The organism is Sporomusa rhizae, from assembly GCF_041428845.1.
Taxonomy (GTDB): Bacteria; Bacillota; Negativicutes; order Sporomusales; family Sporomusaceae; genus Sporomusa; species Sporomusa rhizae.
Window position 1 is genome coordinate 764,543 of record NZ_CP156925.1, and the last position, 20,967, is coordinate 785,509.

Here is a 20,967-nt window from a genome sequence, read left to right on the forward strand (position 1 = left end):
GGTGATCATTTGGCTGAAGTTCGCAGTGTAATAGAAATAACTCCAATTGATGATTATAATTTTTTGAAGGATGCCTACTACGGCGAGGGCGGATTCAAGGATGGTTCCTATCTGGTCCCGCATCCCAGGGAAACACCAGAAAAATACGCCAGGCGCAAGGCGTTAGCGTATTATCTTAATTACGTGGCGCCGGTAGTCAACAGTCATGTCAATCCTGTATTTCGCAAAGAACCGGAACGAGAATGGAATGATCACGCCCTATTTTCCGAGTTTGTCAAAGATGCAGATACGCTTGGAACATCCTTTACTCGTTTTATGAAACGAGCTGCCCTTATCGCTAAACTGCAGGCGGTTGCTTTTATCGTAATCGATAATGTGTCTGAGCAGCCTGGCAACATGGCTGATGTATTGAAGCAAAGGGCTTTGCCTTATGCGTACATCGTGCAGCGTAACCAAGTCAAAGAGTATAAAACTAATAAAGCCGGCCGATTAATTGAGTTTTCTTATACCGTAGCCTCTGAAACGAGTTCTTCGGACACTGCTACTGACACATGGAAATGGACAACTACAACGTGGTCTTGTCAGTATGCAAACGGAGAAGAGATAACTAATAATCATAATTTGGGGCGGCTGCCGGTCATCCCTTTATACAGTAAACCGATGGAACCGGGCAAAGTATTACCGCAATCTGAGTTTTATAATATCGCTAAAACTAATCAGCGGCTGTATAACCTTTGTTCCGAAATCGATGAGATTATTCGGAACCAGGCTTTTAATATCCTTATCTACCCATTGCCAGAGGGCGAAAGCGATATTAAAGAAATTATAGTAAGTACTGAAAACGTACTTGGTTGGGATGGCTCACTCCCAAATCAGCCTGGTTATATTGTTATGGACACGGGGCCGCTTGAGCAGCTGAGATCTGAACGTAAAGACCTTATCGAGGAAATATATAGGATGGCTGAGTTAAGCCACGTAACCGGTGTCGAAACCAAAGAAAGTGGTATTGCTAAACAATGGGACTTCGAACAAGCAAACCAGGTTCTAACTGATTTTGCTCTGAATTGTGAGGAAGCCGAACGTAGTGTTGCCGAAGTATTTGGTCTTTGGACAAATAGCTCAGTTGATTTGTCCTGTAAGTATTCAGATGACTTTGGCATTGTTGATGTTTCGGCGGCTCTCGATGAGGTAAGCAAAGCCCTTGACCTTCAGATCGGCGGCAAGTTCAACATGGAAGTTAAGAAAAAAGCCGCGGTTGTCTACCTTAATGATCTTCCTGAGGATCGCTTTGACGCTGTTATTGAACATATTGAGCAGCAGGAAGAAGAGCAAGAACAATCAGATGTGTTTAGTACATCCGCTACTGGTTAATTATGGCTAAGCGCAAAGAATATGTAACGGCTTTGTTGGCTGCATTGAAAGAATACGGCGATAGCCTGGATGCAGAAGGAAACTTGCTGGTTAATTCGATTAGGGAGCTATTGGCCAACGGGGTTGCGGTCAGTAAAGCCGTGGATATGGCATTAAAGCAAGGCCAATACACCGAGGTTATGGCGGATGGCATTGCAAATTCCATATATAAAATGGCGTTGGCCGGCTACGGCATATCTACCTCCATTCGTGTTGACGCAGCTGCACAGGAGCGGATTATACAGAGCCTTAGCAAAATTCCCTGGTCTCATGACAAAATGACTTTATCTGCTCGCTTACATGGGACCGAAAAAGCTATGCGTCAAGCTATCGTCAGCACAATTCAGACCTCATTGAATAAACAACAAGGTCTGGAAAAGCTCTCTATGCAGCTCTATGACGGGTACAATACCGGTAAGCATGTGATTCAGCCGGCGGAATTGCCAAAGTATCTCCAGCGGCTGAAGGACTCTGCCCGGCGCGTAGCTACCGGTAATGTTACAGACCTCAAGGAATTTAACAAGGCGTTAGCTGCAGCCAAGTCCAATATGGATAAAATCACAAATCGAAACGCAGCAGGCACTCCTAATACCGATTTGATGCTGACCTATAAAAAACTGTTTAAAGAAGCTGAGGCAATAGTCAAAGCAACTGGCAAGCTGAATACAATTGCTCTGGATCAGGCAGTATGGGCTGCCGTCCAGGAAAAATCCAGATTTTATGCGGACCGGATTGCACGGTCTGAAAACAGCCGTGCCTGGTTTGACGGTTTTATCCTGGAAACCCAGAATGACGAACTGGTCTTTGGTTATCGGTGGGTACTAAGTAACCGGCATAAATACGTGCCGTTTGATCAATGCGACGTATGTGCCAATATGGATGTCGGCTATGGGAAAGGGATCTATCCAAAAGATAAAGTGCCCTCTATTCCACGACATCCGCATTGTATGTGTAGTTTAGAGGTCGTTTACTTCGATGAGGTTGACATCAGCGCACCGTTTACCCCGGATGGTGCAAGGAAGTATATTGATACCCTTACCGATCAACAGAGAAAAGCTTTATTCGGTATCGATGGGGCTAAAGCCTATGAAAGGGGTACCGACTGGCAGAAGCTCTTGCGTGGTTGGAGCGGCTTTGAGAATCCGGCATCCCGGCTGAACAAGGCGGAGTTTGCTGATTTACAGCCGGCCTTAGAATCTTCTCCTCCGGAAAAGGTTGCATCCTATCAGTTTTATGGCGATCAAGACCGGCCAGGCACCATTGAAAAGTACAAAAATATTAACATTGTGTGTCCTACGCAACTGAATAAAAAAGTACAGCCGCTAACCATAGAAGATGTAAAAGAGGGAATTGATTCTCTCCCAGATGACCTTAGACAAACCGTCAAAGAAATACAGATTGTGGATTACCGAAATCCGCATGATGAATACTGGGAGAAAACATATCGGATAAAGAACTTTTTTTCCTTTGCAGTGGGCGGGAATGGGCGCATTGTCGTTTTTGCTGAGAAAAATTGCCTTATGGCAAAAGGCAAAGTATCCGAAGAGGATTATAAGAAATTTAAAAAGCAGCAGGTCGATTTTTTCAAAGATCATACGATAGCGCATGAAGCTGGCCATAACTATGACCAGATACAAGGGGTTAAGAACAATATACAAAGGATCTCGACTTCCAATTTGTGGCATGATATAATTGAAAAAGATAAAGTACTATCAGGTCACAAATATTGCTCTGATTATGCTACCGCAGCTAATAGTCCGGTTGAAGATTTTGCTGACGCCATTGCTCAGTATCTCAATCCGTGTATTTGCCAAGCATTTAAAACTACATTTCCTAATCGGTCAAAATGGATCAAGGAGGCACTTGATTTATGATGAAAGAGATTCATAAAGGGCCTACACCAAGTGGTGGTGTTTCGTCTGAAATTTATTATTTTGACAGTGATATGAATCCTGTTGATAAAAAGCTCGCGTCCTTCGCAGTGATTCGGGAACTGGATAAGGATGGCAACTTAATACAGGAGACCAGGGCAAACCTGAAGTAAACCGCCTAGTGTGATGTTGGGCGGTTTTTCTATTGCCGCTTAATTGTGTGATTTGAGAAGGATTGCAGGATAATTACCTGCTACCTTCTCTTTTTTATTTGCAAAAATCAAAGGAGAAGGTCAATTTGGAGATATGGAAAGATGTGATGGGATATGAAGGAATATATCAGGTAAGCAATATGGGGCGAATCAAATGCTTAGATTACCGCAAGCAAAAACGGTCTTGCATAATGAAACAGGGATTAGATGCTTATGGTTATCCTAAGATTCGACTATCACGAAACGGGAAGAGAACAGAATACAAGGTTCATAGGTTAGTTGCGATCGCATTTTTAAACAACGAATCTTTATTACCTGAAGTCAATCATAAAGATGGGCTCAAGACAAATAATGATGCTACTAACCTAGAATGGGTTACCAAACATGATAATATTAAGCACCAGCGCGAGAATAATCTTTTAAGCCCGATTGCAATGGAAAAAGAAATATTGGCAATTTCCCCTAATAATGGAGAAATATTGTTTTTTAAATCTATTGCTGAAGCTGGAAGAAGTTTGGGAGTTAATCGTACCCATATAACTCATTGCTTATCGGGTAAATATAAAACCAGTCGAGGATATCAATTTAAATTTATATCTAAGAAAGGAGCGTGATCCGGATGCGTAAGTGTCCGCAATAAACGTAGCGCCGAAAGGCGTATTTTTTATGCTTTTAAACAAAGGAGGAATCATTTTGAAAAATAAACAAATTCGGCGTCCACCGTTTAAATTAAATTTGTTCAAGTTACAATTGTTTAACGATGCCGTTACTAAAGAAGCTCTGTTAGAATTTCTCAGGAAGCAGCCAGACGGCGCTAAGTATGCTGCTACTGTCGAGGCCATGGAAGTGGCTTACCGCACTGAAATTGAGCGAAAGACCACAGATAACAAAACAGTGCGTACCAAATTAACCGAAACCGAAAAATCTTTAAAAACAGCCCAAGAAAAATACTCAAAAATTATGACTCACCTGGGCATTGATGAAGATGTTGAGGATTTAGACGCTGAGCTTGAAACCATTTCCAAAGCAAAAGGCGCAGATGCTGCTCTCCAGCGTAAATACGATGCTCTCGATAAAAAGTACAAAAAGGAAATGGGAGAGAAAGATACGGCCATCGCCGAGGAGCGCAGTCGTCGGCATGATCTTTTGAAAACTAATTCTGTCATTGCCGGTCTAACTGGTAAAGTCCATAACCCACAGGAGATAGCAAAACTGTTATTAGGCAATCTCAAAGTTAGTGAAGACGACAGCCTTACCTTTACCGCCGCTGACGGCAAAGAATCCAGTGTTGATGATGGTATCAAAGGATGGCTGACCGGCAACGCTTGGGCGGCGGTAAATTCCCAGAACCCGGGCGGGGGCAGCAATGGCGGCGGAGCCGGCGACAAAGAAACAAGTGGAAGCCTGGGTAAAGAACTTGCTAAATCCGTCACTCAGCCAGACGCAAAAGGGGCTGAAATATATTTTGGAGGGGCGAGATAAATGAAATTTACACAAACAGACTTTGGGAACAAAAAAGAGATATTAAAATTTCCAGACCACTACGTAGCGGTAGCTGTAACGATGGATGATGCTGGGGTTGTTGCCAATTCTGATGGTAAAAAAATCATCCCGGCCGGCACGATAATTGGCGGAAACGGCAGCAGTGCACTTGCTAATCCTGGTACTAAGGTCAATGTTCAAAATGATGCTGATGCGGAAGGCGTTTTGTTTAATGACGTCGATGTAACGTATGGTCCGCATGCCGGTGCCATGATTATTCATGGCTTTATTAACGTAGCTAAGTTGCCAACTGCTCCCGATCCAGCTGCAGTAACCGCTCTTAAAGGTCGAATTACCTTTTTAAAATAATTAACCGCGAGGAGGAATTTACTTAATGGATATTTTTGATTTAATAAACCCTAAGGAAATTGCTACGTACTACACAGAAACCACGTCGAACAAAATTCCGTATCTAGGCAGTGTGCTTTTCCCTAACAAAAAGCGTCTGGGCTTAAACTTAGAATGGTTTAAAGGCAGCAAAAGCCTGCCGGTAATGTTGGCGTCGGCCGCCTTTGATACTAAAGCAACTTTACGGGACCGCATTGGTGTTTCGAAGCTTGAGACCGAAATGCCGTTTTTCCGTGAGTCTATGCGCATTGGCGAAAAGGAGCGCCAGCAGCTGCTTATGGCAGTGAGCGCCTCTAACAATGAAGTTGTCAAACCAATTTTGGCTAATATCTACGACGATATAACGAATTTGATTAATGGCAGTGACGTAGTTGCCGAGCGCATGCGCATGCAGCTGCTATATAGCGGTACCATCTCTGTCTCTGCAAATGGTGTTCCTTATGATTACGATTATAAATTCAAAGCCAGTCATAAAAAGGCACTTACAGGTACTGCAGTGTGGTCGGATGTCGAAAACTCCGATCCGATAGCCAATATTCAAGAATGGCAGGATCTTATCGAAGAAGATACAGGCATTCGCCCAACCCGGGCAATTTGTACCCGTAAGACATGGAATTATCTCATGAAAAATAAAAAGATTAAGCTTGACATGAATCCCTCCGGTGGACAAAATATCATAATGACCGATAAGCTTTTGCAGCAGTACCTGGTGGATAAAATCGGTTTGACGGTGGCCGTATACAATAAGAAATATTTAACCGAGGTCGGCGGCAATTCCGAGCCATTCTTCCCCGATGATGTGTTTACCCTAATTCCCGAAGGCAATCTTGGCAATACCTTTTTTGGTACAACTCCGGAAGAAGCAGATCTTATGAGCGGCAAGTCAAGGGCAAAAGTTGAAATTGTGAATACCGGCGTGGCTGTAACCACTTACGTTGAGGAACATCCGGTAAATGCTTTGACCATTGTTTCAGCTGTCTGTCTGCCATCTTTTGAGAGCATTGATTCTGTATTTATTGCAGACGTAGCCTAATGTCAGATCGTCGTGACGGAGCTGCCGTAAGTTTTAGCCTGGATTATAAAGCTTTGCTGCTCATGGCAGAAAAGGCCCCGGAAGTATCTGAAAAGGTTATGAAGTCGGCCATGGGAAAGTCGCTGCGGCTAATTGTTCAGCTTGCCAGGGCAAAGCACAAATTTCGGACCATTACCGGCGAAACCGACAGGGCCATCCGTTATACCTTTGATAAAAATACAGGTGACGGTATTGTATACCTGGATGAAGCAACAGCGCCGCATATTCGCTATCTGCATGAGGGGTCAGGGCTTTACGGCCCACACCATAAGGCTTTCAATATCTTTCCCAAAAACAAAAAAATGCTACGGTTTGCCACCTCACCGAATACCGCTAACTGGCGCTCAGCCCCTTTTGGCCGATTCCATGAAGGTGGCTTTACTTATGCCTTCGGTGTAACCAATCCAGGGATTAAAAAAGATCAGTTTCTATACGAAGCCGCTGACGCAGCGCCAACACAAATCCAGGCCATTTTTGATAATGCCATGCGTGATTTGGCTGCCCAGCTTGAGCAGATCGGAGGTGTTTGATCATGATAGCCTATTTTGATCCATTTGAAGTGAGAGACAAACTCTTAAAAGGACTTATCAAACAGGAAGACATTGCTGACAGCACTCAGTATATTGAGGACTTGGCCCTGCGGCTTGACGTCGATCCTGCCCGGATTCCCGTTCCAGCTCCGTATCAGATTAAAATGCTGGCCATGTGTTATGCGCTCATGTCGATTGCTCTCAATGCCTCTATGAATAACGGTGCCGGCGGCGAGAATGAAGCCGATGCCTATGAGCTTAAGCGCCGGATCTACGCCAAGCGAGTAGCTGAGCTCGAAAGCCAGGTAACAGCGAAAACCCTATTAGGCGGCGGTAGTCAAAAGATGAAATACCCGGTATCAATTCCCTTAGGACGGTGTTGACATGTACTGGTGGCCAGTAGCTAAACATTTGAGCGACTTCCTTGCCCTGCGGCCGGCCTTTGCTGACTGGTATGTATACCCTGGAAGCAAAGGCAGCGCCAAAGAATATCCCTGTTGTGAAGTGCAATGGGATCAGGAAGCTAATTTATCAGTCCATAATTCGAATAGTGGTGACATAACTTTATGGGTGGATCTATGGGTTTTATCTGATGAGGTGGAAGCTGATGACGTCTATCAGCAGCAGCATGATGCTCAAATGGCGGTTTTAAGCTGTTTGCGGGAATGGTCAGATAAGCTGCTTCAAGACCTGAAGCTGGCAGCAAAAATCGATTGTCCGGGTATTGCTTCAGCGGGAACAATCACGCGGCCAAGCTTTGGATGCCGCGTAATATTAACAATTGAATGGAGGAAAAGCAAATATGAACGAATTCAAGCTTGACTCACTTGACCTACAATTATTTGCGACAAAGTCCGGCTCCAATGCCGAGGACTTGATGCTGGGGGCAGGTACCATATATTTTGAGCGCTTTGACCGACAAGGAGTACCTACCGGGATACTGCATCATTGCGGCAACGTGGATGCCTTTAATTTGACCACGGAAGTAACAAGCATTGCCAAAAATTCTAGCATGAATCGGGCAAGAGAACTTATGGCGGAAGTTACAACACAAGTCGCTGCCCGGATCGCCATGACCTTCACCGAATATGACCCAGCCAATTTGTCCATGGGCCTGTACGGCGAAGCGGGAGTGGAAACCCAGGAAGAGAAAACCGTTGCCGGCGAGATCTATACGGTATCACCGGATTCCGTACTTCGCGTGCCGCACTATAATATTTCCGATGTTATTCTTACACCGCTGAACGCAACGCCGGCAGCGATCAGTGCGGCTGCAATGATGACAAATAACGCTTCTGACGGGACGCTGACCACAGGGGGGGCATACACGGGAACGGAATCGGCGGATTACTATATCCGAATTACTGCCGCCAATACAACTGCCGGCGATATTGCCGGCTGCAAGTTCCAGTGGACGAAAGGCTCTGTCGCGGGTACTTACAGCGCAGACATCGAAGTGGACGGCTCCGCGCAAGTCCTAGAGAAAGGAATCACAGTTCAATTCAACGCTGCTGCTGGACAGAAATTTGTATCAAATGAAATCTACAAGTTTACGGCAACGGCAGCCAGCGGCGCGTATGTAAAAGGCCGCGACTACCATGTTTATGAAGTCGAGGCCCGCGCCGGCATTGTCAATATTTTACCGACATCGACTATTCCGGAAAACACCAAGGTTGTCGCTAGCTATCATGTAGCTAAAGGTAAGTTCCCTAAGATAATGGGGGCTATTGCAGGCCGGATTGAAGGACGCTTGTTGTTTATCGGCGACCCGAACAAGGGGCCATGCTATAATGGCGAATTCTGGAAGGTCAGTATGAAGCCCAACGGCGATTTAACAGGACTGATCGGTACAGAGTTTGGCTCATATCCTATTCAGGCTACCTGCATTTCGGATCGTCAGGATCATCCGGATGAGCCGTTTTATAAACTGGTTAAAGTAATGTAATGGCCGCCTGCTACGGCGGCTCTTTTAATTGTTTTTATAGGAGGAATGAGCATGTCTGAAAAAAACGATCTGGATATTTTAATTCCGGATTACGATATTACCTTGGACAGCGGGGAAATCGTTGTCATTAAGCCGTTTTCCTTTGCAAAATTACCTAAAGTAGTTTCATTGATTAATTCGATTGGAGTGGGCGTTTTTGCTCTGCTAGAAGCCAGAAACGGCATTCAGGTTGAAGCGGGAGAGCAGGCTGACGGAATGGCTACTTTAGAAATTGATGATATGGTTGTAAATAAGGTCAATGAATTCATTGAATCTCATTTCGATGAGGTTGTAGACGTTTTAGCGATCTACTGCAGGCAACCCAAAGAATTCTTCCTTGACGAAGAAAAAGGTCCAAACGTGGAAGAGGCTTGCCAAATTCTATTGACTATAGTAGAGCGGCATCTCGGTTTTTTTACGAAAACTCTGCGACCGATTATGGCGCGGATCAAGGAAAAGGCACAACCTGGAACCAAATCGTAAAAACTTTAAAAAGAGAAGGGCATCAATTCAGCGAGATAATGAACTACACGCTGGAGCAGATGCTCTTTTTCTATGCTGATGCCGTTCAAGCGCGTGTTGACTATATGTATGATGTGCGCGCCGCAGTCTGGGCTGATAAGAACGATATGGATAATTATATTTCTAAACTTGTGGAGGGGTAGGCGTGGCAAGAATACAAATAACAATATCGGCAGAAAATGCTCAGGCCATAGCCGCCCTGAAACAGGTGGCCGGAGCGGCGAAACAAAGCGGTAACACAATCAGCGCATCCGGTAAGGGCGGTTCTGATAGTTTAAATCAGGCCGGTAAAAGCGCCGAGTCTTTAGGGCAAAAGCTGGCGAATGTAACAATTGTTGCTGGCGGAATAACTCTGGTATTAAATAAGATAAAAGAAGCCTTCACTGCACTTGTTAAGCCAGGAATTAATTTTGAAAAGCAAACTGAAATAAGCAGACTAGGGATTGCCGGCGTGCTCATGAGCATGACTAAGTTAAATGGCGAGGCTACGAAGCTGCCTGATGCTCTTGCTCTTAGCAACAAGGCCATAAGTGATTTAACGCAGGCGAGCGGTCAAATCGGGTTACCGCTAAACGAACTAACCGAAACCTTTCAGGCAGTTGTTGGTGCTGGCTTAACCCAAAAAATGAACATGAAGGAAATTGTTGATTTTACCGTTATTGGAACTAAAGCAGTCAAAACAATGATGGTTGGGGTTAGCAATGAAGGAATGCAGGTAATCCAAGAACTCCGAAGCATGATTAGCGGAAACATTGATCAGAATTCCCAAGTTGCCCGATCACTCGGCATTACCAACGCTGATATTGAGAAGGCCAAGCAGAGTGCTGGAGGGTTATTTAAATATCTGGAAGATAAGCTCAGTGGTTTTGCTGAGATTGTTAAGCTCTATCCTGATACACTAAAGGGAAAAATAGATCGGTTAGCAACTGTGTTCCAACAGGTCAGTGCAAAGGGCGCTGAACCGTTTACTGATCTACTTAAGCAAGGACTGGACGCAATTACAGATCGGTTATTGGTTACTGAGACGATAGTAACTAAAACCGGGCAGACTCTCAAAACAGTAAAGTTAAACCCAGAGTTGATTGATGATTTTAAGAGTGTTAGTACATATATAGCAGGACTGTTACGTGATGGTGTAAAATTTTCCGTAACTTTAGCAAGACTGGCATCTGGACCAGCGTCGGTATTGTTGAGTATTATAAAATTGATCCTTGATAATGCTGCTCAGGTATCTTTTACGATATTAGCCTGGATGGCAATCAGTAGGCTACGTCCGATTCTGGCAGATGTTTTGTTACAACTTCAATATCAGCTTTCTGTTTTTCGAATGCTGGTAGCAACAAGCGGAGCATTTCAGGCAACTCTAATAACCACGGGCACTGTAATCAAATCTCTTTTGGTTACGACTGGCTGGGGACTTCTGGCTGTAGCTATTGGTTTTGCAGCCGATCAAGCTTTTAAGCTATATGAGAACTTAAATAAAGCTGGCGAAGCAAAAAATAATTATTTTAAACAAAAAGAAGATTGGGAGCAATCAACCAACCTTGCAAATCGCATTGGCAAGGACAAAGACCCTAATTCGATATATAATCGGGCTCCGGTATATAACGTCAACCCCGACGTCAATCTTGCAGGGATGGATAAAGCAGCTTTCAATAAATTAGAAAAATTTATTACTGCACTTAATGCTCTTGCGGAAATTGATCCAAGTTTTAAAGGCGGCGCAGTAACTGTTACAAGTGGTCTTAGAGAATGGGGAGGCCATGTTAGTGGAACAAAAGCTGATATTTCTGTTCAGGGAATGGAAGATCCAGCAACTCGGCAGCGTATAATAGCACTCGCCAAGGATTTTGGCATTGCGGTTACTGATGAAGTGAAGCAACGTGCATCGAATAGTCCGGAAGCTATTGCCAATTGGGGGCCGCACCTTGATCTAGATATGAGCGGCAAAGGACTTCAAACATCAGGCCAGGGAGACCTGACTCTTAAAAATCAAAAGGATGATGCGGAAGCCTTGGCAAAAGCCAAAATAGCTTTAGCTGAAGCTATCAGCAATCAAACCCTGCAAGCTTACATCAACGATTTACAAAAACAACAGACAAGCCTAGATCAGCGCAAACAAGCAACGGAAGGCGGTTTTACCAGCGAAGAATTACCGGCCATTGGTCGGACCGAATATTCAAGGAAAACTGCATTTATTACTAGGGCAATTGCTGAGGCGCAGATTGCACAACTGGAAGAGGAACGGCAGCACCTAGAAGAGTTATCAAAGAATAATAACCTATCTAGTATCGAAGACCCAATAAATCTTCAGACGCAAATTGTTCAGAAGGGGACGGAAATTGCCGCTGCCCGAGATAAACTAGCTCAAGCCTTACAACAGTTAGGTTTTGAGGATGCACAAGCACAAAAGGAATTGCTGGATAAAGTCAGCGATATGGAAGTACAACTCCTTGAGGCACAAGGTAAAACAGCAGAGGCCAACCGGCTGCGTAACGCAAGGGAGAAGCAAGCACTTGTAACGAAGCTTCAGGCCGAAGGTCAGGCTGGTGCGGTAAACACAGTAAACAAGTGGTATGATATTAAACAGGCCCAAGCTGATTTTGAGCAAGCCAAAAATGATCTTGAACTTGCTAACGGCCAACTGGTAACCACCCAAGAAACCCTAATGAATGAATTGGCTACCGGCACGAAAAAAGCTGCTGATGTTACTGACGAGTATTCGGTTCAGTATAAGGCCAAGACAGACAAAATAATTGCCGAGCTACAGCGGATTGCGAAAGAGGCCGGGGAAGGAACAGAGCTATCCAATGCTGCAAAGGCCTTGCTCCGACAGATTGTGAAATCCGTTAATGATTTTGCCGATGCCGTAATTGCCCGCATCGACGCAGAACTGCAGAACGAAATCGCCATGATCAATGCTGACCGTAGTTTGACTAATATGCAGAAGCAGGATAAGATTGATACGGCGACAAGGGCTAAGGCAGCAGAGAAAGCTTCGCAGTATTATAAGCAAGCTGTTGAAGCACAAGCTAATGGAAATATGACAGATGCTATAAACTTTTCAAAAGCGGCTGAGCTAAATCGGGAATTATCTAAAACACCTACGATTCTCGATAAAATACATCAAGCCAGTAAACAAGCCTTAGAAGATGGTCTACTTGATTTTTTCGAACGAGGCATAATTGAGTGCAAAAATCTCGGCGATGCTGTTAGAAATTTAGCAATAACTGTTTTGCAGTCTATTCAAAAAATATATGCACAAGAAATGACTAAACGCTTTATGGAAATGTTTGGCTTGGGGTTACCTTCTCATTCTAGACCAACTGTTAATGGAACGCCTGTACAAGGTCCGTTAAAAGTAGATGGTTCCTTTGCCGAAGGTGGTAGTATGGATAGTGGCAAGGTTAACGGTCCAGGTACTGAAACGTCTGACAGTATCCTTGCCTGGGTTGGAAGCTTGCAAAAATTTGTTCGTATCGCCAACGGGGAATTTGTTATGCGCGGGGCTGCTGTGAGAAAGTATGGTTCGGCATTTCTTGAGCGACTAAACAACGGGCTTGTTCCAACAGGAATGATTCCTCGTTTTGCTGCTGGCGGCTCACTTTCGGGAGAAAACATCAAAGGTCCACAGGAATTGATCTCGTTAGTAAATAACAATAGTAATAGTTCAAGTGCAACAATACCACTTAGTATTATGAATATCCTTGATCCAAACATAATGGGTAAATTCATACAAACTAGGGAAGGTAAAAAAGCTTTACTGAACTACATTAAAGACGATGCCGGAACTATTAGGCGGGTATTAAATATTCGATGATAAATTTGACTTAATCTAGTAAAAAATGGTACAGTAAAAGCAAAAAAGGTGATGGATTTGAAGCGGATTGGGATCGTTCTAAGTTTAATTATAATGTTAGGAATGGGTGTAGCTAACGCTCATTTAACGAAAGGTACAGATGATTTTACTCAAGGTCAGAGAATCAGCAGTCAAAATGATGTTGCGGGACAAATTGATTCAATTTTGTTGACTAAGATTATAAACTTAGATTCAGTTGAATATGAAATTTCTATTAATAAACGTACAACAAAAGAGTTTGCTCTTGCAAAAACTACTATTGAAATTAAAGTAGATAATAACCCATCACGTAAATTTAGTATCCAAAATATACAAGCAATCCCAACAGGAGAACCTTTCATATATTCGTATCATGCAAAAGCCTCCATTGATAAAGATTTAGTTGATGAGTTTAAAAACGCCAAAAGAATTGCAATAAGAACTGAACTTGTAAATGGATGGCAACCAGTTATAGTCCTAAGAGAATATATTTTAAACGAATGGAAAGAAGTCATTGCAACCGAAAAATAAACAAATTAGTTAAACCCCCGGAATAACACCGGGGGTTTTGTTATGCCCCAAAAAAGGAGGTATCCCATGGCCGCAATAGAGTTTGTTGCTAATAGTTCTCTGGAATTAGTCAAAACAGTAATAACCTTCTTGACCGATCCCAAAAACTTCGGAACGAATAACCAATGGACGCTGATCCGACCCGCCACCGTGGAAGCCATAACGGATAAAGCTATTCTGAAGGGCGTGGGCGACGGTAAAGATGAAATATATATCGGAATAAAGATAGAATCTAGCGGTGCTGCCGGCACGGATGCCGCTATCGTTCTCAATGGGTTTGCCGGATACGATTCCGGCCTGGAGTGGGAAGAGCAGCCGGGAGCAATCTACCATAAATATCTACCCATTATACCCCTGGTTGAGACTTCACGCCTGAATTGCTGGCTAACAGCCACCACGTCCCGATTCATTTTGATAATCCAGTTATCCACTCAGTACGAGTGCTGTTATATGGGATTTTTCAAACCCGTGGCCGTAGAGCGCCAATACCCATATCCTTTGGCCATAGGCGGCAGCTATATCCAGGGCAAGTCCTGGTCAAGCACCTCCGCCGGGCACAGTGGCTTCATGAATCCAGGATCTGACTCCTACGGAGGCCTGGGGGCTTTGGGAACTGTACCAACTGCTGATACGCCGGCACAAGATACCACTTCCCTGAGAATCCGCAGGCCGGATGGCACCTGGCGAGCTGCGCAGAATAAAGGACCGGGTGAAACGGCCCTTAAATTTGAGAAACTGTGTGTTTGGCCGCAAAATACGAAGCCTACTAACGTACTGACTGTGCTTGACAACAGCTTAACCATAGAAAACGTGATCATGTTTCCTCTCTTGTTGTATGAAACCTATCCTGCCGGGGTTATTGGACAACTGGCCGGCATCTATTTCATTGGCAACCGTGAGGACCTGGCGGCAAAAGATACATTAATTCACGAAGGTCGGCCATATAAAGTGTTTAGCAACGTCCACCGCCGAGACAACGACGAATATTTTGCCATTGAGTGGTTTTAGGAGGGGACAATGCCATCTACATATGTTAAGGTGCCGGTGTGGGATTTTGACCGGGCTATAGATTTGATTGTCAACTATACAACATCTTCCAGTATCCACGGCGAGGATGCATGGGAACTGGTCAGACATGAACCGTGGCCCCGGGGCACAATCCTCAGGGCCCACGGGTGGCAGCCGGGCGAAAAACTTTATATCGGCCTCATGTCAGCCGCCATGTACAAAGGGTCAAGCTATAAAAACTGGTTTCAAGGATCAGTTTTAGGCAATAAAGACGCTATTACTTCCAAGTTTATATATAGCAAGAATGGACTAAATTTGCCGCCAGGAACTCCTTTTACCACATCAGGACTTAGGGTAACAGTGCCGTCCATCTCCTATGAATGGGAAGAACATGAAGTAACCAAGGATTTTAAATATAAAGTTGGCGTTCGCAAAGAAAATGCCGCCGGCACACAAACCTATGTATTTGCAGATCCGCCGGAAATATTTGAAGGAAGCAGCCAAGCTCTCTTTTTCGGTGTGTTCAAGCAGTATTCCGAGCAGTTAAACTGGGATGAGCTGGCTGGTGCCTCCAGGCCGCCGGTAAAGCCGAAACCTATCAAATACTACAACACAAGAGACGCCTATCCGATCAACTGGACACCGCCGCCGTACCCTGGCGTGGGGTTTCCCGCCATCGGTTGCGATATAGGCGGTTTCATTGACGGCACTGCTACGATGTGGCTGGTCAAAGACCGGCACAGATTGACCGTTGTGATAAAGAATAGGGACTACTGGGACGTGGCCCATGTAGGATTTATGCTGCCGAATCACAATCCTACGGAGTATGCTTTTCCTGCCGTCATTGTGGGCAGTAACTCAGGCGCCGTACCGGTGGTGGAACCATACTACTATCCGGGGTCCAGCTATCCAACACTGGAAGCCGGATATAAATTTAATTACGGTTTAGGCAACATCAATCTAAGCCATGGGAATATGATGTATGCGGCCGCTCCGTGGACAGGCGGCACCTGGAATGATAACGACTGTTTTTCCCAGGTGCAGGCCATGCTGCCGGACGGGACCTGGAAATGTTTTGCTAATTGGGCCATAACCAAAGAAATTTTATCGGAAAGAAGCGGCGGCTCAGTTCCGATTTACTATTTTGCCAATAAGGAACCCGAACAGCCTGCAGGCCTACGATATACCATTTATCCAACCCACTTGGACTTAACGGAGTTAAATAATATTTATGACACATCGGATGAGCATCTCATTAAGTACCAGCTGGAACCCGTAAGGCTCATGCAGAATGAGAACACGGCCAATCCTAAAAGAGCCATCCTGGGTGATTTGAAGGGAATCTACTGGCCGAGCATGAAAGTGGCACGCTATGGCGAGCAGCTGCTTAATGGGAAAATGCACCTTGTCATCCCCTGCGGATGGGAAGGCCGGCAGTTTCACTATCCACACGGCTTTACCCGGGTGGTCGATCCGGGCACGCTATTGGCCACGCAGCGCCGGATTGCCAAGAAATCCGAGACCATGAACTGTGTCATACGATTGGAGGAGTAATAATGGCTTTTCAGATGTATGAAAATTTATTTGGCCCTAATGAGGTTCTGACCAAAATGAGAGACTTTGCATTAGCTAGTGGCTGGTCTGTCTTGGAGAACCTGACGGATGATACCCCTTTAGACGGTGAAACCGTAGTAACCCCGGGAAGTGGTGTAGAACATGCCATACCTTCTCCGGGAAACACTTCGACTAAAGCATGGTTTTCCTTTGCGATAAAAAGCCCTGAAGAATATTTGGGTGAAGACAAAGATTTTTGGGAAATAACTGTGGTCAGTAGTCTGCATATGGAATGCACCATAAAATATCGAATAAACGGCGGCCCTTGGTCTGCAGAAGTAAATATGTCGTCTGGAGATGGATTCATCCACTTAGAAAAAAACATAACCGTGTTGGCGGGTATTAATTTTAAAGATGGTGATGATCCTAATGCAACATTCTTTAAGGTTGGCAACACATGGAATTTTACTGTCAGAAAACAAACCATAATTACGCCAGGTGTTGATGGTAAACGATTAACTATCAAGAAAGGCGATATTTATGCTTGCTTTAGGTCTGCTAACGGAAAACCAATATTCAAGACTCAACTAAATGCCACAAGTGATAATGCATATGGCATAGGTTTGGTATGCTCCACTAATTATAGTTCTACACCAATCAGCGGATACTGGTTTGATCAACCTAATGCTACAAAGTTAAAATCCACTCAAGAAGTCATTGGTGTCGGCATTCCCTGTAAGCCATGCAACAATTACCGTCTGTATTGTAATGCGATTAGCGATCCGAGCGACCTGCTGCTATTTAGTCTGGAATTGGAACCGGGGTATTTTCAGCATATTGCGGTAGCCAATGCCAATAAAGTAGGCGCATGGAATGGAGGCACGGTATATTCAGCCAGCCGAAACAGCGTCCGGATGTTTCCGGGCTCCTGGGATGTCAGCATTTTGGAATCAGAAAGTAATCACTTATTTGGCATGTCTAAATACTCCAGTACATTTTTACGAGTAGATATCGATGCAGCGCCTTTACGCATGCCAGGCGTGTTATGGGCCAGCGGCGGACCGGATACGGCTGACGCCCAGGCCTGCTACACCGGCAAAATGTTGGCCTTGGGAGTTATGAACAACGACTGCCTGACAGCCTCCTGGCTGCCGAAGGTGCCCCACTACGGATACCTGCAGAGCCAAAATGCGGACGATTCCGGGCGAAATACCAACACACTCAACTGCATTAGCGTCAACCTTCCAATGGCGCTGTACGTGATGCGCGATCCCGATTCCCTGCGGAACTTTAGCCAAGTTGGCTACGTACCCGGCGTGTATGCTATCTCCCTGTATAATATTGCACCCGGGCAGCTGTATGAAATCAGCTATCCACAAAGCGGCAATTTGCACCAGGTATTTCCCCATGTCCACCGTAAGGGTATCTTTGGTTATGACGGCATTAGTGTTAAGCAATAGGCGGTGATTTTATGGCTGACCGTGGGGGCTGGATACAACCCGGCGTACAGGGAATGCGGCACTACCGTCAACTGGGACGGACCCCGCTGCCGTACCTCTCTGTAAAACTGAAACACCTGGGCCATGTCGGCAAGCAATTCGCCGATTACTACGGCGATGAGATCACCTGGGACCAGTTGGGTAGTTTGCGTATTCCTTGGGGCAAGAACACGATCATCAAATACAGCGTATTGCAGCCCGGCTGGACGTACTGGTGGGAACTCGGAACTTGGGATTTTATTGTGACCGACGCAAATGGCAATAAGACGGTTGAGAAAATTAAAACCATCAGTGACCTTGGCATCACCTGGGAGATATTCGAAAGCCACCAGTTTTCCGTCCACATTTCCGGGAAGTTTGAGGATGATGCTTTTCTAATAGCCTGGAGGTACCGGCGGGGAACGGATGGCGGAGATTGGTTTGAACCGAGCATTCAAATCCATATGGTACCTTACCTGTGGGGAGAGTTTGAAAAATATCTTTTGGAATATATTCATATCGAGCACAAACGATTAACTCCGGCAGCTAATCATACCGATGCAGCCGATTTACAATATATTGACGCTGATGTGACCGGCTTAATACGCTCGCTGGTATTTGCCCACATGGTCAATTTATCGGCAACTGGCAATTTCCCGGCTGAGTTATTACAAAAAGACATCAATACAGTCGTAGAAAGAGTGCTTGATGACAGGAAAGCCGAATCCTACCTTATCGGGAAATTGCTGATGATCCAGGTGTTTGCTTCAATAAACGACATGTCCAAGCCCGTATATGAGCCTTGGATGCTGTGGTATCTCTGGCAGTGGATGGGCAGAAGTGGCGTTGTGGTATCGCGGGAGCGCGTATTTGACTTGTCGCCATGGTGGGGGTGAGTGAGTGGCTGATGTAAAAATCTCGGAAACCATTGAATTTTTAACCCAGATTCACACTTCCTGGGATAACAACGAGCAAAGGGCTGCCTTGAGAACCCGGCCACGACGTAGAATATCTTATGAATATATTGGTACTGAAACCTGGCAAAGCCAATATTTGCGCTCTCTGGTCTATGCGCAGCAGACGCAAATGTTTCAAATACCGCTATGGCACGCTGCCGATAGACTGGGACACAAGCTGTATCAGAGCCAGGCCATGGTCAAGTTAAATTCCGAGAACATCTGGCAATGGCGGGGATGTAGCGGCTGCAATATATGGCGGAATGATCGATATGGCGGGACCTATTACCCTTTAGTAGGATTTACAGCGAGTGGCGAAGTGGGGTTAGGTAAACAAGTTGATACCGATATTGAAAAAGGAACGGTGGCCATATCCCCCGTAGCCTGGGGCGTACTTTCCCAGTCTGACAGCTATGTAAATATGACCGGTAGCGTAACCTCTCTGAACATCAGCGTCGAATTGATGCGGGAAGCCGAGGCACCGGTATTGCCAACGGCCTTAGACGCATTTCATAACGAAACAGAGCCAGTGCTGCATGGTAAGAATCTTCCGGCCGAACACAACGGTTATGAGCTATTTCTCAAAAGCCCCAACTGGGTTAACAACATGAACGCAAAATTCTCCCGCAATGCCAACCGGCTGGATAACCAGTCGGGCGCTTTTTTATATGACCTCAAGAGCTCTGCGCCTACAGAAACCAGAGAGTTGGAATATACGATTAGTTGTCGCAGCGAAATAAACAACCTGCAAAGGTTTTTCACAAGAATGAAAGGGCGAGCGCGTTCTTTTTATGCGCCAACCTGGCTGGCTGACATTGAATTGATTGAACCGGGCGCCAGCGCTGGGGATACCGCATTTCTAACCAAATACCCGTTTTACTGGAAATATTATGCGAATAACAATCGAAGGAAAAAAGCCATCGTCTTTTTTAAGGACGGGACGGCTCAGATTATAGATATTGCCGGCTACACTACGGACAATACCGGCGATTTCGGCAAGGTCGTGCTGGAAAAGCCGCTGGCTTTTGCGCTGTCGACAAAGAATGTCGTTATGATCAGTTACCTGTGCCGGTACCGGCTCGACAATGACGCCATGGTCATGAACTATGAAACTGTGGATGTGGCCAATACCGCTTTTACCCTGATGGAGGTGAATCAATAAATGGCCAACACTAACATTGGTTTGTATGAGTTTTCCCAGCAAGACGGCCAGCCGGTGGAGTGCTATCGGTTTACCCATGATATCAGCACGTATACCTATACCTCTCACCAGGATGATGTAATGCTTACGTTTAACGATCATGGATTGACCCGGACGGAAACCTATTATGCCACCTACATTGAGAGAAATGCGATAAAACCGGTATGTAAAGGAAACTCCTCAGCTTTGAGTGTTACGGTAACTAAGGATAATCCGATTGCTAAACTCTTTCAGGGTTTTCCACCGGAGAAGCCGATCACATTGACCATATTTCGGTTCCATGCGCAAGATAAGAGCAAAAAAGATATCATTTATGCCGGCAGGGTAGGCCAGGCGACCTTTGAAGACTCCGCCTGTACGCTGACCGTTACTCTGGAGAGCTGGGCCAACAGGGAAATACCGAACGGGATGAGGCAGTTTTATTGTAACAATGTGGTTTATGACCATAACTGCCAACTGCTGGAGGAGGACTGGAAGATACCTATCTTCGTGGACAGCGTGCTAAACAGCCTGACTATTGTGAGCCAGCAGTTTGCCGCCTATGCTGACGGTTATTTTGCAAATGGAATCTTTCGGTTTAATGGCAGCGCGCGGCTCATCAGCGACCATAAAGGCGACCGGGTTCGATTGAAATACCCATTTACGCAACTGCCTTATGGGGAAGTGCTGGTATTTCCCGGCTGCGACCATCTTTTCTCCACCTGTGCCAAACGTTTTAGTAATACATTGAACTTTACAGGGTGCCTGTACGTTCCTCCCACCGATCCACAAAAGAAAGAAGTTGGCAGGGGCGTATACTGGGTTGATTCGCAGGTAATCCAGAGGGACTCCCATGGCTTTATCGGCACAATAAGCATGTAGGAGGGATTTG

Annotated in this window: 20 protein-coding genes; all 20 read left to right on the top strand. The window is 45.3% G+C overall.

Annotated features, from left to right (window positions below; translation table 11 throughout):
• The first annotated feature begins 9 nt into the window (after positions 1-9).
• Complete coding sequence (locus SRRS_RS03530; protein ID WP_371366279.1) at positions 10-1,371, top strand: hypothetical protein; 1,362 nt, start codon at positions 10-12, stop codon at positions 1,369-1,371.
• Between the two features lie 2 nt (positions 1,372-1,373).
• Positions 1,374-3,284, top strand: coding sequence for a hypothetical protein (locus tag SRRS_RS03535; RefSeq protein WP_371366281.1), 1,911 nt, complete (start codon positions 1,374-1,376; stop codon positions 3,282-3,284).
• Positions 3,281-3,454 carry a hypothetical protein gene (locus tag SRRS_RS03540; protein WP_371366283.1) on the top strand — a complete coding sequence of 58 codons (174 nt, stop codon included), beginning with the start codon at positions 3,281-3,283 and terminating at the stop codon, positions 3,452-3,454. Before SRRS_RS03535 ends, SRRS_RS03540 begins: the two co-directional genes overlap by 4 nt.
• A 125-nt stretch (positions 3,455-3,579) precedes the next feature.
• A complete protein-coding gene (locus SRRS_RS03545; protein ID WP_371366285.1) occupies positions 3,580-4,107 on the top strand; it encodes an NUMOD4 domain-containing protein in 528 nt (175 codons plus the stop codon).
• A gap of 79 nt (positions 4,108-4,186) precedes the next feature.
• A complete protein-coding gene (locus SRRS_RS03550) occupies positions 4,187-4,975 on the top strand; it encodes a hypothetical protein (RefSeq protein WP_371366287.1) in 789 nt (262 codons plus the stop codon).
• Positions 4,976-5,344 (top strand): hypothetical protein, encoded by a 369-nt coding sequence (locus SRRS_RS03555; RefSeq protein ID WP_371366289.1) that lies wholly within the window; start codon positions 4,976-4,978, stop codon positions 5,342-5,344.
• 25 nt (positions 5,345-5,369) lie between these two features.
• Positions 5,370-6,416: a major capsid protein gene (locus tag SRRS_RS03560; RefSeq protein WP_371366291.1), complete on the top strand. Its 1,047-nt coding sequence runs from the start codon at positions 5,370-5,372 to the stop codon at positions 6,414-6,416.
• Positions 6,416-6,985, top strand: a complete 570-nt coding sequence (locus tag SRRS_RS03565) for a hypothetical protein (RefSeq protein WP_371366293.1) — start codon at positions 6,416-6,418, stop codon at positions 6,983-6,985. Before SRRS_RS03560 ends, SRRS_RS03565 begins: the two co-directional genes overlap by 1 nt.
• 2 nt (positions 6,986-6,987) lie before the next feature.
• The gene (locus tag SRRS_RS03570; protein WP_371366294.1) at positions 6,988-7,368 is read left to right on the top strand and encodes a hypothetical protein; all 381 of its coding nucleotides are present in this window, start codon (positions 6,988-6,990) and stop codon (positions 7,366-7,368) included.
• Position 7,369: 1 nt separating this feature from the next.
• The gene (locus SRRS_RS03575) at positions 7,370-7,807 is read left to right on the top strand and encodes a hypothetical protein (protein WP_371366296.1); all 438 of its coding nucleotides are present in this window, start codon (positions 7,370-7,372) and stop codon (positions 7,805-7,807) included.
• The gene (locus tag SRRS_RS03580) at positions 7,788-8,930 is read left to right on the top strand and encodes a hypothetical protein (RefSeq protein WP_371366298.1); all 1,143 of its coding nucleotides are present in this window, start codon (positions 7,788-7,790) and stop codon (positions 8,928-8,930) included. Before SRRS_RS03575 ends, SRRS_RS03580 begins: the two co-directional genes overlap by 20 nt.
• Positions 8,931-8,981: 51 nt before the next feature.
• Complete coding sequence (locus SRRS_RS03585; protein WP_371366299.1) at positions 8,982-9,452, top strand: hypothetical protein; 471 nt, start codon at positions 8,982-8,984, stop codon at positions 9,450-9,452.
• Positions 9,453-9,636: 184 nt separating this feature from the next.
• The gene (locus tag SRRS_RS03590) at positions 9,637-13,311 is read left to right on the top strand and encodes a hypothetical protein (RefSeq protein ID WP_371366301.1); all 3,675 of its coding nucleotides are present in this window, start codon (positions 9,637-9,639) and stop codon (positions 13,309-13,311) included.
• Between the two features lie 57 nt (positions 13,312-13,368).
• Positions 13,369-13,860 (top strand): hypothetical protein, encoded by a 492-nt coding sequence (locus SRRS_RS03595; RefSeq protein ID WP_371366303.1) that lies wholly within the window; start codon positions 13,369-13,371, stop codon positions 13,858-13,860.
• Positions 13,861-13,926: 66 nt separating this feature from the next.
• Positions 13,927-14,907, top strand: a complete 981-nt coding sequence (locus tag SRRS_RS03600; protein WP_371366305.1) for a hypothetical protein — start codon at positions 13,927-13,929, stop codon at positions 14,905-14,907.
• Between the two features lie 9 nt (positions 14,908-14,916).
• Positions 14,917-16,461 (top strand): hypothetical protein, encoded by a 1,545-nt coding sequence (locus tag SRRS_RS03605; RefSeq protein ID WP_371366307.1) that lies wholly within the window; start codon positions 14,917-14,919, stop codon positions 16,459-16,461.
• Between the two features lie 2 nt (positions 16,462-16,463).
• The gene (locus SRRS_RS03610) at positions 16,464-17,921 is read left to right on the top strand and encodes a hypothetical protein (RefSeq protein WP_371366309.1); all 1,458 of its coding nucleotides are present in this window, start codon (positions 16,464-16,466) and stop codon (positions 17,919-17,921) included.
• Between the two features lie 11 nt (positions 17,922-17,932).
• Complete coding sequence (locus SRRS_RS03615; protein ID WP_371366311.1) at positions 17,933-18,835, top strand: hypothetical protein; 903 nt, start codon at positions 17,933-17,935, stop codon at positions 18,833-18,835.
• 4 nt (positions 18,836-18,839) lie between these two features.
• Positions 18,840-20,057, top strand: a complete 1,218-nt coding sequence (locus tag SRRS_RS03620) for a hypothetical protein (protein WP_371366313.1) — start codon at positions 18,840-18,842, stop codon at positions 20,055-20,057.
• Positions 20,058-20,957, top strand: a complete 900-nt coding sequence (locus tag SRRS_RS03625; RefSeq protein WP_371366315.1) for a phage BR0599 family protein — start codon at positions 20,058-20,060, stop codon at positions 20,955-20,957.
• Positions 20,958-20,967 lie beyond the last annotated feature (10 nt).